The 15,137-nt window shown below is 67.5% G+C and carries 11 protein-coding genes and 3 pseudogenes; 13 read left to right on the top strand and 1 reads right to left on the bottom strand.

All coding sequences use genetic code 11. The annotated features are described in order from the left end of the window. Positions 1 to 612: a DUF998 domain-containing protein gene (locus POF73_RS17635; protein WP_272116278.1), complete on the top strand. Its 612-nt coding sequence runs from the start codon at positions 1 to 3 to the stop codon at positions 610 to 612. A 43-nt stretch (positions 613 to 655) separates the two neighbouring features. Further along, positions 656 to 1,424, top strand: a pseudogene (locus POF73_RS17630) (transposase). 129 nt (positions 1,425 to 1,553) lie between these two features. On the opposite strand, the gene POF73_RS17625 reads toward POF73_RS17630, so the two are convergent. After that, on the bottom strand, positions 1,554 to 1,802 hold the full coding sequence (locus tag POF73_RS17625) for a hypothetical protein (protein ID WP_272116276.1): 249 nt from the start codon (positions 1,800 to 1,802) through the stop codon (positions 1,554 to 1,556). A 625-nt stretch (positions 1,803 to 2,427) separates the two neighbouring features. Here POF73_RS17625 and POF73_RS17620 point away from each other — a divergent pair. From POF73_RS17620 to POF73_RS17575, 11 genes and pseudogenes are all read left to right on the top strand, one after another. After that, a pseudogene (locus tag POF73_RS17620) lies at positions 2,428 to 3,849 on the top strand (IS1380 family transposase). 385 nt (positions 3,850 to 4,234) lie between these two features. Further along, positions 4,235 to 6,178, top strand: coding sequence for a 1-deoxy-D-xylulose-5-phosphate synthase (locus POF73_RS17615; RefSeq protein ID WP_272116272.1), 1,944 nt, complete (start codon positions 4,235 to 4,237; stop codon positions 6,176 to 6,178). Continuing rightward, positions 6,175 to 7,326 carry a flavodoxin-dependent (E)-4-hydroxy-3-methylbut-2-enyl-diphosphate synthase gene (gene ispG / locus POF73_RS17610; RefSeq protein ID WP_272116270.1) on the top strand — a complete coding sequence of 384 codons (1,152 nt, stop codon included), beginning with the start codon at positions 6,175 to 6,177 and terminating at the stop codon, positions 7,324 to 7,326. Before POF73_RS17615 ends, ispG begins: the two co-directional genes overlap by 4 nt. After that, a complete protein-coding gene (locus POF73_RS17605; RefSeq protein WP_272116268.1) occupies positions 7,323 to 8,408 on the top strand; it encodes a polyprenyl synthetase family protein in 1,086 nt (361 codons plus the stop codon). The genes ispG and POF73_RS17605 overlap by 4 nt, the downstream gene beginning before the upstream one ends. Next, positions 8,405 to 9,427 carry a 4-hydroxy-3-methylbut-2-enyl diphosphate reductase gene (locus POF73_RS17600; protein WP_272116266.1) on the top strand — a complete coding sequence of 341 codons (1,023 nt, stop codon included), beginning with the start codon at positions 8,405 to 8,407 and terminating at the stop codon, positions 9,425 to 9,427. Before POF73_RS17605 ends, POF73_RS17600 begins: the two co-directional genes overlap by 4 nt. Before the next feature lie 92 nt (positions 9,428 to 9,519). Further along, on the top strand, positions 9,520 to 10,608 hold the full coding sequence (locus tag POF73_RS17595; protein ID WP_272116264.1) for a terpene synthase family protein: 1,089 nt from the start codon (positions 9,520 to 9,522) through the stop codon (positions 10,606 to 10,608). An 86-nt stretch (positions 10,609 to 10,694) separates the two neighbouring features. Next, the gene (locus POF73_RS17590) at positions 10,695 to 12,239 is read left to right on the top strand and encodes a prenyltransferase/squalene oxidase repeat-containing protein (protein ID WP_272116262.1); all 1,545 of its coding nucleotides are present in this window, start codon (positions 10,695 to 10,697) and stop codon (positions 12,237 to 12,239) included. Positions 12,240 to 12,504: 265 nt separating this feature from the next. Next, entirely contained in the window at positions 12,505 to 12,654 is a 150-nt protein-coding gene (locus tag POF73_RS17585) for a hypothetical protein (protein ID WP_272116259.1), read from the top strand. 26 nt (positions 12,655 to 12,680) lie between these two features. After that, complete coding sequence (locus tag POF73_RS17580; RefSeq protein WP_272116257.1) at positions 12,681 to 13,310, top strand: transposase family protein; 630 nt, start codon at positions 12,681 to 12,683, stop codon at positions 13,308 to 13,310. Further along, positions 13,249 to 13,593 (top strand): annotated as a pseudogene (locus POF73_RS46240) (transposase domain-containing protein); the annotation flags it as partial. The gene POF73_RS17580 and the pseudogene POF73_RS46240, both read left to right, overlap by 62 nt. Then, positions 13,508 to 14,671, top strand: coding sequence for an IS4 family transposase (locus tag POF73_RS17575; RefSeq protein WP_334313608.1), 1,164 nt, complete (start codon positions 13,508 to 13,510; stop codon positions 14,669 to 14,671). The pseudogene POF73_RS46240 and the gene POF73_RS17575, both read left to right, overlap by 86 nt. Positions 14,672 to 15,137: the final 466 nt, after the last annotated feature.

The raw sequence follows: 15,137 nt of genomic DNA, 5'->3' as shown, positions 1-15,137 counted from the left end.
ATGGGTAACCAAACGCTGCTTGCCTGCGGGATGGCCGCTGGCCCTCTCTTCACGGTCGCGTACCTACTGGAAGGCGCCAGCCGTGTGGACTACAAGCCGTTCCGCCATCCCGTCAGTTCGCTAGCCCTCGGCCGCGCCGGGTGGGCACAGACCGTCAACTTCCTCTTCACGGGCTTGCTGTCGCTGATCTTCGCCGTGGGCCTGTGGCGTGTCGGGTCTTCCCACTGGGGCGCACTGCTGATCGGTGTCTGGGCGGTCGGTCTGCTGGGCGCAGGTGTCTGCCGCACGGATCCGGTGAGCGGTTACCCTGTCGGCACCCCTGATCAGCTCCAGCGCCCCACCTGTGCAGGGGCTCTGCATGATCTGTTCTCCCTCATCGGATTCCTCGCCCTTGCCGTGGCCTGTTTCGTCTTCGCGCTGTCCAATTCGCCGGGATGGGCCCTCTACTCGATCGCCAGTGGTGTTCTCTTCGCAACCACGATGGCGCTGGCCAGTGCCGCGTTCAGTCAGCATCAACGCTGGGTGGATCTGGGCGGACTGATCCAGCGCGTCTCACTCACGATCGGCTGGACCTGGCAGACGCTGCTCGCTATGCGCCTTCTACACATCTGACGGTTGTCCCACACTCGCTGGTCACGATAGAGATGATCTTTCCATGGCTGGTGCGATCACGGCGTCGGAGCCGTCTTGGATAGGCCCCTTCACCGGGCTGAGCCCGCGATGCTTCACCAAGTTGGTGAGCGCACTGCGGCGCGAGGGCGCAGATGCGGTCCGAAGTGGTCGGCCGTGGAGTCTTCCGCTGGAGGACCGAGTCTTGCTCGTGACGGCCTACTGGCGCACGAACTTGACGATGCGGCAGCTCGCCCCGCTGTTCGGCATCTCAAAGTCCGCAGCTGACCGCGTCATCGACCACCTCGGCCCCAAGCTCGCGCTCCAGGCACTCAAGCGATTCCGCGAGGACGCCGTACTCATCTGGACGGCACTCTCGTACCCACCCAGGACCACACGGTCGCCGAGCAGTCGAAAAACTACCGGTACTCCACCAACCACCAGGTCGTGATCGACGCCGACACGCGCCTGGTCGTCATGGTCGGCCGACCGGTTCCCGGTAACCGTGCCGACTGCAAGGCATGGACGGAATCCGGCGCCAAGGCCGCCGCCGACAGGACCACCACGATCGCCGACGGCGGCTATCCCCGGCACGGGACTCGTCATGCCGCACCGCAGGCGCAAAGGCGAAGAGCTGCCCGACTGGAAGCAGGCACACAACAAGTCCCACAAACAGGTCCGCGCCCGCGTCGAGCATGTCTTCGCCCGGATGAAGGGGCTGGAAGATCCTGCGCGACTGCCGACTCAAAGGTGACGGCGTCCACCACGCCATGCTCGGGATCGCCCGCCTGCACAACCTCGCCCTCACCGGATAGACGAGCAAACCGCGCCAGGGGGACCCGCGTCCAGCCCGAGCCGAAGATCAATTGCGGGACAGCCCTTAGTAGGTCCGGCTAGTCACCAGGGCTGAACACGGCGGTAGTGACGGTTCGATTCCGCCTGCCCTACACATCACTCAAAGCTTCGGCCAGCTTTGCCGTCTTGTCGGCTAGGGCTTTGAGTTGAAAATTCGTCGCGGGTGTATTAAATGCCAGTTGGCCAATGAGGGCATTGTTCGAGGTATCAAGCACCCAATTAAGCGCGTCACCGACGGCGTTGCTTTCAGGTGCAACTGCGCTTTGGGCCTGGGGCGGAACAGTCAGCACACCGAGGAAGACTACAGTTCCGAGGGCGACGGCAGCGATACGGCGCATGGCGATTTCCTTTCAGTAAAGGGGAGTTAGGGCTGACTCGGCGGCTGGTCTGAGTCGCCCCAGTGGTACCCAACTCCCCATACGGACATACGCTGATCACTCGAACGGGGGTCGGCGAAACGATCCCCCACCCCTCGGGAGGTCCCCCCATGCCTCGCCCCGTTGCAGTGTCCCCGGGTGCCCCGAGCTGACCACGGGCGGCCGCTGCGAGCCCGGGACGGCACGATGCCCCGCACAGCCGAGATAGGCATGTACGGGGCAGGCGTGCGAGTGGTTGGTCAGCCGCCGAGGAGCGCGGTCACAACGCTGGTGAGTCCACTGGTGAGCGCGGTGACGACACTGGTCAAGAGCGGTGCAAGCATGAATTCCCCTTGATTAAGAGACCAGTTCATTGCCAAGACGCGGCGACTAGCGCCGCCCGGTGATATTGCCATGACGAAACGTCATGTCTCTAGTCCCGTTGACAAGATCAGAGGTTCCCCTGTATGCCCCGCAAATCCCGTATCCCCTGCCCTATCCCCGTGCGCCCCGAGCTGACCCCGGGCGGGCGCTAACCTCGCGCTTTCACGAGGCGGGCTGTCCGCCTGGTGATCAAGAAAGCAGAAAGTTCCTCTGCCCAGCGAGAATGAGGATTGCTGAGGTCCTTGTTCCCGCCACCGTCGGAGGCACTTTCCAGGGGAAGAAGCGTATCGGGTCCTATCCGCGTGTCCGCGTCGAGGGCGGCGGTCGCGGAGTGGTTTCGTAGGCTGGGGCGGTGCTGCTGGTCGAGACGATCCGCAAGTGCGGTCTGGATGCGGCGATATCAGCGGCGCTGGCGCCGTGGCGCAAGCCGCGGACGGTGCACGATCCGGGCAAGATCCTGCTGGATGTCGCGCTCGCGGTGGCGCTGGGCGGGGACTGCCTGGCCGATGTGGGCATGTTGCGGGCCGAGCCGGCCGTGTCCGGGCCGGTGGCCTCCGACCCGACGGTCTCCCGGCTGATCGGCAAGCTGGCGGCGGGTGGACAGCGGGTCCTGGCCGCGCTGCGCACCGCCCGTGCTGAAGTACGCGAACATGTCTGGAAGTTGGCCGGTGATGCGGCGCCGGACGCGGGCGGGCAGGTGATCGTGGACATCGACGGCGTCCTCGTCCTGGCACATTCCGAGAAGCAGGACGCCGCCGCGACCTGGAAGAAGACGTTCGGGCACCACCCGCATATGGGGTTCGTCGACCACGGCCGGGGCGGGTCCGGTGAGCCGGTCGTGGGCCTGCTGCGGCCCGGCAACGCGGGTTCCAACACCGCCGCGGACCACATCGAGGCCACGACGCTGGCCCTGGCCCAGCTGCCAAAACGGTTGCGGAGGGGACGGCAGACGCTGATCCGTACCGACTCCGGCGGTGGCACCCACGAGTTCGTCGCCTGGCTCGCCCGGCGGTGGCTGTCGTACTCGGTCGGCATGACCATCACCGAGGCCATCCACCAGGCCGTCCTGAAGGTGCCGGCCTCGGCCTGGACGCCGGCCGTGGAACCCGACGGCGATGTCCGCGACGGCGCCTGGGTGGCCGAACTCGCCGGCGACTGCCTGACGGGCTGGCCGAAGGGGCTGCGGCTGATCGTGCGGAAGGAACGGCCGCACCCTAGCGCCCAGTTGCGCTTCACTGACGCCGACGGGATGCGCTTGACCTATTTCGCCACCAACACCGCCGGCGAGGCGATCGCCGCCCTCGAACTGCGCCACCGGCAGCGGGCCCGCGCCGAAGACCGCATCCGCGCCGCCCGCGCCACCGGCCTGCGCAACCTCCCCCTCCACGACGCCGCGCAGAACCAGATCTGGCTGGAGATCATCCAGATCGCCCTGGACCTGCTTGCCTGGATGCCCCTGCTCGCCCTGACCGGCCAAGCACGGCTCTGGGAGCCCCGCCGCCTGCGGCTTCGGCTGTTCTCCACCGCCGCCCAGTTCGTCACCACCGGCCGTCGCCGCTACCTCCGCCTCGCCAAGCACTGGCCCTGGACCGGCGTGATCACCGATGCCCTGGATCGGCTCCAGGCCCTCCCGAACCCCGGCTGACCAGCACATCCTCATCCCTGCGAGCAGCACCAGCCCACCGGAGCCGTGGAACCCGGCGCGCACCCGACGCGACAGCCGGGCCCCAAGCTGCCCAGACTCCGAAAATCCCCCGACAACACTCACCGCAAAGGGCCCGTCAGTAAGTTGATGGGCCCTCATGAACGATCGAAGTTAGCGGCGGCTCGTGGCCGCGCAGGCACCAGTCGTCAAGGAAAGGGACGGAGCAGTACACGGAGGAGCGCGCGTCAGACCCCTTCCTGCTCCACCTTCAACACCCATCCCGATTTCAACACCGATCCCAATTTCCTTCGTCTTTCAACGTTGTGCAACGCCCTGGGGTCGACTCTCCGGCTTATGAGCGGGACCGCTGCGGAAGCCGACGGTCATGACCACTCCCCACCCTTTCGCCGTGTGCGGGGACCTTGCCGCACTGCGGGCGCTCCCTGTGCAGGAGCTAGCCGAACTGGCCGGGCAGATCCGAGCGTTCCTGATCGAGAAGGTGTGTGCGGGCGGCGGGCACCTGGGACCGAATCTGGGCGTGGTGGAGCTGACGCTGGCGTTGCACCGGGTGTTCGACTCGCCGCGCGACAGCCTGGTCTTCGACACCGGCCATCAGGCGTATGTGCACAAGCTGCTGACCGGCCGCGGCGAGGACTTCGACACGCTGCGCCAAGCCGGCGGCCTGTCCGGCTATCCCTCCCGCAGCGAGTCCCAGCATGATCTGGTCGAGAACTCCCATGCCTCCACGGCCCTGTCGTACGCGGACGGTCTGGCCAAGGCCCGCCAACTGGCCGGCGAGCAGGAGCGGGCCGTGGTGGCGGTCATCGGGGACGGTGCCATGACCGGCGGCCTGGCCTTCGAGGCGCTGAACAACCTGGGCGCCGCGAAGGACCGGCCGGTGATCGTGGTGGTGAACGACAACGGCCGTTCCTATGCCCCCACGGCCGGCGCGCTCGCCGCCCACCTGGAACAACTCAGGGCTGACGGTGGCCGGGGGGCGTGCCGCAACCTGTTCACCGATCTGGGCTTCGCCTACTTCGGCCCCGTGGACGGCCACGACACCACCGAACTTGAGGACACACTGCGCCGGGCGAGAGCCTTGCGACGCCCGGTCGTGGTCCATGTGGTCACGGTCAAGGGCCGCGGTTATGCGCCGGCCGAGCAGGATGAGGCGGATCGCCTGCACGCCGTCGGTGCCGTGGATCCGGCCACCGGCCGACCTCTCCCTTCGACGCCTGGGGCATCCGGTACACCCGCCTCGCCTGTCCTCCCGTCATGGACCAGCGCATTCTCCGAGAGCCTGCTGGAGCTGGCTGAACAGCGTGCGGACGTTGTCGCCCTCACCGCGGCGATGCTGCGCCCGACCGGCCTGCGGGCGATGCAGGAGCGGTTCCCGGAGCGGGTCTTCGACGTGGGGATCGCCGAGCAGCACGCCGTCACCTCCGCCGCCGGCCTGGCCATGGGCGGCTTCCGTCCCGTGGTCGCCGTCTACGCGACGTTCCTGAGCCGCGCGTTCGATCAGGTCCTCATGGATGTGGCGTTGCACCGGCTGCCGGTCACCTTCGTGCTCGACCGGGCCGGTGTGACGGGCCCGGACGGGCCCAGCCATCACGGCATGTGGGACCTGTCCGTCTTCTCGGCGGTACCCGGGCTGCGCATCGCCGCTCCGCGGGATACGGCCCGCCTGAAAGAACTCCTTGCCGAATCGGTGGCCTACGCCGACGGCCCCACCCTGGTGCGCTTTCCCAGAGGCCGGTCCCCGGACGACTTGCCGGCGCTGGAGCGGGGTGCGGCGGGGGACGTGCTGTTCCGTGCCCGGTCGGGCAGCAGGGATGTGCTGCTGGTGGCGGCGGGGCCGATGGCGCACCGGGCGTGTGAGGCGGCAGCCGAACTGGCCGAGTTCGGGATCGGCGCGACGGTGATCGATCCGCGGTGGGTGCTGCCGGTCTCCCGGTCGCTGGCCGATCTGGCGGCCGGGTACCGCCTCGTGATCACGGTCGAGGACGGCCTGCGCTACGGCGGGGTGGGCACCGCGCTGCTGGAAACGCTGGGCGAATGCGCGGCCACGGTCCCGGTGGTGCGGCTGGGGTTGCCGCGGACGTTCATCGAGCACGGGGAGCGTGAACGTCTGCTGGAGCGGGCGGGGTTGAGCGCGAAGGCGATCACAAACGCGGTGCTGGTGGCCCGCTCCGTCCACGGCCCGCTCTCCGCTCCCGCCACCTCGTCGGGCGGGGTTCCCGAACCTCGCCGCCGACCTGTTCCCGCCGCCTCCCGCCCCTTGGCCGTCCCGCCTTCTTCTGCCTCGCCTGCTGTCCGGAGGGCACGTTGACCACGACCGATCTCGGCCTGCCCACAGCACGGGTCCCCGAAGCCCCGGTGCGCCGCCGCTCCACCCGCCAGTTGCGTGTCGGGGCGGTGCCCATCGGCGGCGGCGCACCGGTGTCCGTGCAGACGATGACGACGACCAACACGGCGGATGTGGATGCGACGCTGGGGCAGATCGCCGCGGTGACCGCAGCGGGCTGCGACATCATCCGCGTCGCCGTCCCCTCCGCCGATGACGCCGCCGCGCTGCCGCGGATCGTGGCGAAGTCACCGATCCCGGTGATCGCCGACATCCACTTCCAGCCCCGCTACGTCTTCGCCGCCCTGGACGCGGGCTGCGCGGGGGTGCGGGTGAACCCGGGCAACATCAAACGCTTCGACGACAGGGTCGGCGACATCGCCGAAGCCGCCACGGCTGCGGGGGTGCCGATCCGGATCGGGGTCAACGCCGGTTCCCTCGACCCGCGGCTGCTCGCCAAGCACGGCAGCGCGACGCCGGAAGCCCTGGTGGAGTCGGCGTTGTGGGAATGTTCGCTGTTCGAGCAGCACGGTTTCCGGGATCTCAAGATCGCGGTCAAGCATCATGACCCGCTCACGGTGATCGCCGCGAACCGGCTGCTCGCCGGGCAGTGTGACTATCCCCTGCACTTGGGGGTGACCGAAGCGGGCCCCGCGTTCCAGGGCGCCATCAAGTCCGCGGTCGCGTTCGGGGTCCTGCTGGCCGAGGGGATCGGGGACACCATCCGGGTCTCGCTGTCCACCGACCCGGTGGAGCAGGTCAAAGCGGGCTGCCACATCCTGTCCTCCCTCGGCTTACGGCCGCGGAAGCTGGAGATCGTCTCCTGCCCCGGCTGCGGCAGGTTGCAGGTCGATATCCATGGGCTCGCCGCCCAGGTGGAGGCCGCCTTCGACGGCTTCCCCCACCCCCTGCGGGTCGCGGTCATGGGCTGCGTCGTCAACGGGCCCGGCGAGTCCCGCGAGGCCGACCTCGGCGTCTCGTGCGGCAACGGCAAGGGCAAGATCTACCGCCGGGGCCAAGTCCTGCGCACCGTACCCGAATCGCAGATCGTGGACGCTCTCCTGGATGAAGCGCTGCAGCTGACCGAGAGCGATTCCGCATCCCAGTCCGCGCAGGCAGGTGACGACTCATGAGTGTTTCCACCCTGGCCGGCCACCCACTCCATCCCTCCACAATCCGCACGCAAGTCGACGCCGTGCTGCAGGACTTCCTCGATGCCAAATCGGCCGCCGCGAATGAGTCCGGGCTTCCCGGGAACATCTCCCAGGCCATCCGGCAGCACCTGCACGCCGGCGGAAAACGGCTGCGGCCGCTGCTGTGTGTGGCCGGCTGGCACGCCGCCGGCGGCCGCGGCGACACCGGTGCAGTGCTACGGACCGCGGCCGCCCTGGAAATGTTCCATGCCTTCTGCCTCATCCACGACGACATCATGGACAACTCCGCCACCCGCCACGGACAGCCCACCATCCACCATCACCTCGCCACGCTCCATGGGGCAGGCCAACAACCCGAGCATGCACGGCAGTTGGGAGAAGGCGCCGCGCTCCTGGTCGGCGACATGGCCCTGGCCTGGTCGGACGAGCTCCTGCACAGCAGCGACCTCGCACCACGGCTCTTCACCAACCTGCGCCGTGTGGTCGACGTGATGCGCGAAGAAGTCATCTACGGCCAGTACCTGGACCTGACCGCCGCGCTCGGCCCGGCCGAGGACGTGGACGTCGCCCTGAAGGTGATCCGGTACAAGACCGCCAAGTACACCGTCGAACGGCCCCTGCACATCGGTGCCACGCTCGCCGGTGCGAACGACCCCTTCCTCACGGCCCTGTCCGGATTCGCGCTGCCGCTGGGCGAGGCCTTCCAGCTCCGCGACGACCTCCTCGGCGTCTTCGGTAACCCCGAAGCCACCGGCAAGCCCGCACTCGACGACCTCCGTGAAGGCAAGCACACCGTCCTCATCGCCCTCACCCTGAACCGGGCCCACCCCGCCCAGGCCGGCCAGCTCCGCAGCCTGCTCGGCAACCCCCAGCTCGCCGAGGACCAGGCCGAGGCGGCCCGGCGCATCATCACCGCCACCAACGCCCCAGCCTTGGTCGAAGCGATGATCGCCGCCCGCTACGAACAGGCACTCACCGAGCTGGACCACCTGCCCTGCCCGTCCACCGCGAGCGCCGCCCTGCGGCACCTCGCCACCCTGGCCACGGAGCGCGCCTCATGAGCAAAGCATCATCCGCCCGCAAGAGTGTGCTGCTCGCAGCCCCGCGCGGCTTCTGCGCCGGCGTCGTCCGCGCCATCCAGGCCGTCGAAAAAGCCCTGGAGATGTACGGGGCGCCGGTGTACGTACGCCACGAGATCGTCCATAACACGTACGTCGTCAAGGCCTTGGAGCACAAGGGCGCGGTCTTTGTTGAGGATGTCTGCGACGTGCCCGAGGGCACGGTCGTGCTGTTCTCCGCGCACGGAGTTGCCCCCGCCGTGCGCCACGAGTCGAAAGCCCGCCGCCTCCTGGCGATCGACGCGACCTGCCCCCTGGTCACCAAGGTCCACAAGGAAGCCGTCCGCTACGCACGTGAAGGCTACGACATCCTGCTGATCGGCCACGACGGGCACGAAGAGGTCATCGGCACCCTAGGAGAGGCCCCCGACCGGATCACCCTCGTCGACAGCCCGGACGACGTCGCCGGAGTCAAGGTCCGCGACAGCTCGAAGGTCGTGTGGCTCTCCCAGACCACGCTGTCCGTGGACGAGACGATGGAGACCGTCGCCGCCCTCAAGGAGAAGCTCCCACAGCTGATCTCGCCCCCGAGCCACGACATCTGCTACGCCACCCAGAACCGTCAGCAGGCCGTCAAAGAGATCGCGGAACTCGCGGAGCTGGTGATCGTGGTCGGCTCGCGCAACTCCTCCAACTCCCAGCGCCTGGTCGAGGTCGCCGAGCAAGCGGGCGCCGGCGCGGCGTACCTGGTCGACTGCGTGGAGGAGATCGATACGGCCTGGCTGGACGCGGTGACGACGGTCGGGGTCACCTCCGGCGCCTCCGTTCCCGAGGTACTCGTGGAGCAGGTTCTCGACCGGCTGGCACAGCACGGCTACGCGGAGGCTGAGATCGTCAAAACAGTCGAAGAGCACCAGCGCTTCACCCTGCCCCGGCAGATGGCTCCATCTGCGAGCGCAGTGCACCCCTCTCTTCCGGCATCCGAGATCGCTTCAGCGGAGGGCAGGACAGATGGACTGTGAATTCTTCCTCACGTGTCAATGCTCAAGACCTCATAAATAGAGGTGGACTTGTGAGTTCTGACCAGACAGCCCCTCACTCGCAGGAGGCCGGCATGGGCGCCGCAACACCCCTGCTGCAAATCCCTGCCTACTATTGCCCGATCGCGCCACTGATCCATCCCCAAGCTGCCGAGATCGATGCATGCTCGGTCGAGTTCCTTGCGAGGTTCAATCTCTGCAAAGAACAGAAACAACGCGACCGGCTGGAAGCAGGGATGGGTGGAGTAGCTGGGCTCATCATCCCCCGTGGCGACCAGGCTGCGGTACAGGTAGCCAGTGACCTTGCCGTGTGGGTGTTCGCCTTCGACGACATTTGTGATGAGAGTCCCCTGGGTAGTCGACCGGGCGAACTGATTGAGGTTATGGCCCGGCTGCAGCGCGTCATCGAGACCCCCGAGTCCCCTGCCCGGAACGATCCCTTCGCAGAGGCGCTGCGGGACATTCGGTTGCGTTTGGGTGCTGTAGCCACTCCCGTACAGGTGGGCCGCTGGGTGGAGGCGATGCGCGGCTACTTCTTCGTCGAGACCTACAGGGCCGGCAATATCGCGCGACAGCTGACACCGAACTTGAGCGACTATGCGTTCATTAGCTTGCACGCGGGCGGCACGCGGGCTGTTGTCATGCTCCCTCATATCGCTGAGGGAATCGATCTGCCCTCGGCAGTCTGGGAAGACCGGCGGATCCGGGCCCTGACGGAGATGGCCACCTCGCTGGGCGTGTGGGACACCGATATCTTCTCCTACGCCAAGGAAAGCCACCGCAGCAGCGACGGCCATAATCTGATCGACGTCGTCCGCAACACCTATGGGTATCCCAGCGATCGGGCGCTGAGGGCGGCGGTTGGCATGCGTGACCGAGTCATGTGCCGTTTCCTTCGTCTGCGCGAGGAGGTCATGGCCGAAGGGGACCCGTCGACCGGCCGGTACTTGCAGAGCCTGGGCCACTACATCCGCGGCCTACTGGACTGGTGCCTGAACACGGATCGGTATGTGTACCTCGACGGGCTCAGCGGCGGCAGCCGCGCATTCTGCAGCACAGGATGGCGGGACACCCCCAGTGACGATTCTCCCGAACCGTTGCCGATTCCATCGATCGCCTGGTGGTGGGCAGTTGGGGCCGCAGCGGAGGCGCCGGGAGCATGACCACGACTTCACTCCCTGCGGATTGACGATCGGAATCAGCGACGATCGGCCCGCATGGCATGACCTGCACCGCCAAGGAGATAGAAATGAAGACAACGACCGCTATGCCCGCCGCCCTCCTCGTCGAATGCCGCTCCATCCAGCATCAGCTCGTGACGCACCACGCGGCTCTGCTCAGCGAGGCCGGCTACATTCGCGATCAATGCGGCAGCCGTATGCTGGAATCCGCGCTACTGCTCGTCCTGCTCGACAGGAACCGCACCCACCTGGATGTTCAGCAAAGGCTCCGCCGTTACCTTCTCGACAGCCACCCCGACACCTTCCTCGAAGCCCAGGCGAAGGCAGCGGCGTTGTGCGACGACAGCGGGCGCCAGCAGCTCGAAGAATATCTCCGCGGCTTCCAGCACTTCACCGGGGAGCGGAAGTATCTGCTGCTTAACACCCTATTTGCAATCCTTGGGGCAGTCCCGCTCGATACGCGAACGCTATCGACCGATCCAGCAACGCTTCGCTACGGCGATCAAGCGCGGTGGACTGACGCACTCCTCTGCGCAATAAAGATCTTGCACGCTTCTAGCTGCGGCGGAGCACCCGACCACGCCGATCTCGCCTACCTGGTGCAGCTTCTCCAGGAGCACCAAGGCCGCGTCTGGGAGGGGCATCTACTCGTCCACCTAGTCGCGCTGCACGCCCTCCACGCCTCCCAAATGCACAGCGATGTCATCCGGGCCGGTATCACAGCCCTGGTGCAGACGATGAACCCGGACGGCGGCATCCCCTTCTGTACAGAACAGGAGATCTGGGGCACCGCGCTTGCGGGAGCCGCCATCGCCGAGGCGGCAGGTCTGAGCCATCCCGCCCTAGCCAAGATGGGACGCTTCATCACACAGACCCAGCAACGCGACGGCGGTTGGGGCTACACCCGCACGACCACCCAGACCGACGTCGACGACACCTGCAAATGCATCGCATTCCTCCGCATACTCGGCCCGGCAGCGCACCGCCCCCACCTTCACAACGCACGCCGATACCTGGAACGCATCGCAGACCCCGACGGGGGTTTCCCCACTTACGTCAAAGGACACCAACCCGAAGTCGAACTCACCGCCGAAGCAATCATCGCCCTGTCACCAGACTGGCCGCACCACACTCCAACACTGAACCGCTCACTCGACTACATCCTCCAGGCACAGCACCGCGACGGAAGCTTCGATCTGAGCTGGACCCTGAGCGCCTCGGCCGTCATCCTCCACGTCATCGACGCCCTCGACGACGCACAACGTTTCACGTTCCCCGGCCAGCGCCGCGCCGCCCGCATCACCCAAGCAATCAACAAAGCCACCACATTTCTTGAAACCGCCCAGAACCCCGACGGCGGCTGGGGACACCAGCCCGGTCACGCCAGCGACCTACTCTCAACTGCCCAGGCCCTCCCCGTCATCAACCGCCACAGCCGCCAGCCCAGTTCGATCAACCGTGGCCTCCACTACCTCATCGGCCAGCGGCGCAACGACGGCACCTTCGCCTCCCCACCCGACCAAGTCGGGCCTCGCCCCATCCCCTACGACTTTCCAGAACTCGCGAACACCCACACCCTGATCGCCTTGACCAATGTCCTCGCAACAGCCTGACGCCCACACCCTGACATCCACACCCCCGCGAAGCACCCAACCCACGCCGAGCCATAACCGCGCCGACCCGCGCGGGCTTGAGGAGCCGTGGCCTGGAGGCTGGCAAGTGGAGCCTCGGCGGCACCCGCCCCTGGATGCTCGACGTCACCGATCGAGACGGCGACACCGACAACCTCGTCAACTGCCCCGGCCGGTGACACAACGCCGAGCCGGCCGGGCACGTCAGATTCGGCTACGCCCGCGCGTCGACCGTCCGGCAGTCGTCGTGAGGCAGGCCGCGGGTCCGGTCACGGTCCGGCACGTCAGCGAGGAGCTGGGGCTGGACACCGGCGTGCGGGGCAAGCTGGAACCGCTGCGAGGCAAGCTGAGCAGACTGGCTGGCCGGGGCTGGCTGCACAAACCGCGCGACGGCTGAGCTGATCCAGCAGGTGTGGCGGAGAAGTGGTGCTGGGCGACGGCACCCTCGTCCCCACCCAGCACCGCACCGGAACAGCGGACCGGCCTAACTACTCCGGCAAGCACCACCGTCGCGGCCTGCACTGCCTCGCCCTGACCGACGAGCCGGGCCGCCTGATCTGGATCTCGGCCGCCGGGCCCGGCCGCGACCACCTCCTGGCCCACCTTCCCGCCGTCGGCCTCGGGGCCCTCGCAGACCTCGGCTACGTCGGCGTGGACGACGCCCCCGACACCCCCGTGGTCGTCACCGGCTTCAAGGCCACCCGCGCCGACAAGCTCACCACCGGCCAGAAGGAGGCCAACCGGGTCCATGCCTCCGGACGCGCCCCGTCGAGCACGGCTTCGCCCACCTCAAGAACTGGCGGGCCCTCACCAAACTCCGCACCAACCCCCGCCCGCGCCACCCACCTCCTGCGTGGCCTGCTCGTCGGAGCACCGGGAGCTCATCCGGACGCCCTGACACCACACGAGCCTAGGGGAGCCCCAGGGGAGACAGACCGCCTGCAACCCCCGATTAATAGGGGCTCTAGATCCAATGCCGTTGCAATAGCTCGTGGGCGTACGCTGCTGTGCAGTGCTCCCGGGGGTGGTGCGGGTGTCTGCAGATGTCGGTGAGTTATCGGGGTTAGGGCTGCTGACCTGGGTGTATCCGCCGGGGTTGGTGGATCGTGTGGTGGCCGCGTGCGGTCGTGCGGAGCGGCGTAGACGCCTGCTGCCGGCCCGGCTGGTGGTCTACTTCGTGCTCGCGCTGGCCCTGTTCTCCCCGGCGCCGTATCTGGACGTGATGCGGCACCTGGTCGAGGGCCTGCGAGGTGCGGGTCTGCTGGGCAAGTGGCACATCCCGGCGAAGTCGTCACTGTTTCGGGCCCGCCAGCGGCTGGGTCCGGAGCCGCTGCGGGTGCTGTTCGCCACGACCTCAAAGTCGATGGGCACCCAGGCCACCCCGGGCTGCTTCTGGCGCGGGCTGCGGCTGCTGGCGGTGGACGCCACCTGCTGGGACGTCGCCGACAGCCCGGCCAACGAGGCCGCCTTCGGCGGCCCCGGCAACCCCCCGCGGCCACGACAAGTCCTGCTTTCCCCAGGTGCGGATGGCCTGCCTGATCGAGGTGGGCACCCACCTCGTCCTGGACGCCGAGCCGGCCGGCTGCCGCACCGGCGAAGTCACCCTGGTCGGCCACCTGCCCCGCTCCTGCGGGCGGGGCCAACTCGTCCTGGCCGACCGGGAGTTCCTCGGCGTGCCGTTGTGGCGGGCCTTCACCGCCAGCGGCGCCGATCTGCCGTGGCGGGTGCCCGCCAACCGCATCCTGCCCGTCGACCGGCAGGTGCGGGACGGCTCCTGGCTCTCCCGCATCCACGCTCAGACCGATCGCGCACGGACCGCTCCCGTCATCGTGCGGGTGGTGGCCCACCAGCTCAACGGCACTGGCCGTGAGGGTGAGGACTACCGGCTGGTGACCAGCCTGCTCGATGCCCGCCGCTGTCCCGCCCGCCAGCTGGCCGCGCTCTACCAAGAGCGCTGGGAGGCGGAAGCCGTCTTCGCCGAGCTCAAGACCCATCAACGCGGAGCCCGCATCGTGCTCAGCAGCAAAACCCCCGACGGCGTCCTGCAACAGATCTGGGCCCATCTGCTGGTCCACCACGCGCTGCACGAGCTGATGGTGAGAACCGCCGCAACCCGGGGCCTGGATGCCGACCGGATCTCCTTCACCGAAGCCCTGCGCTCCACCCGGCGCAGCGTGACCGTCACGCCGGGCAGTTTTCCCCCTGACCTGCTGGTCAGAACGCTCGTCGTGCTCCAGCACGACCTACTCGAACGTCTCCTGCCGCACAGACGCCTGCGCAGCCAGCCGCGCGTCGTCAAACGCAAGATGTCCAACTACCGTCTCAAACGGGCCGAACATCACACCTGGCCCCAGCCCACCCGCACCGGCACCCGAGCAGTCCGCATCAAACGACCTCAACCCGCGAACGCGTAGAGCAACGGCATTGGCTCTAGATCCCGTCAGCACGAGAGTAGCCCCTCTGATCCGCGTTTTCACAGGTCAGAGGGGCTATCACAGGTGGAGCCTAGGGGAGTCGAACCCCTGACATCTGCACGGAAAGACAACGCTCTTCCGCCTGAACCAACACGCCGGAAAGCAGTCGCAGCCGCCCCTGGGCTCACGCCCCCAGCGACCGGATCGGCCTGCACCTCCATGGTCGGCTTCCCCATGACTGGGCGCTACGAGAGAACAACCGCATCAGCATCCGTCCGGCGGATCGGATCGTCTCCCCAGGGCAGTTGGCAGCTGCGAGACACCCTTGAGCGGCACCGGCAGTGGTCGGTAGACGGACGTGGGATCCGGGCATCGACACTCCCACGGCAACTCTGCGAAGGAACCGCAGGTCATAGCCATGAAAGCGTCTCCCTGGACGCACACGAAGCACAGTTCGCTGCACCAT

Origin of the sequence: Streptomyces sp. HD, from assembly GCF_028369295.1 — a bacterium.
Classification (GTDB): domain Bacteria; phylum Actinomycetota; class Actinomycetes; order Streptomycetales; family Streptomycetaceae; genus Streptomyces.
Note: the sequence above shows the minus strand (reverse complement) of the source record. Positions and strands in the feature narration are given on the sequence as shown.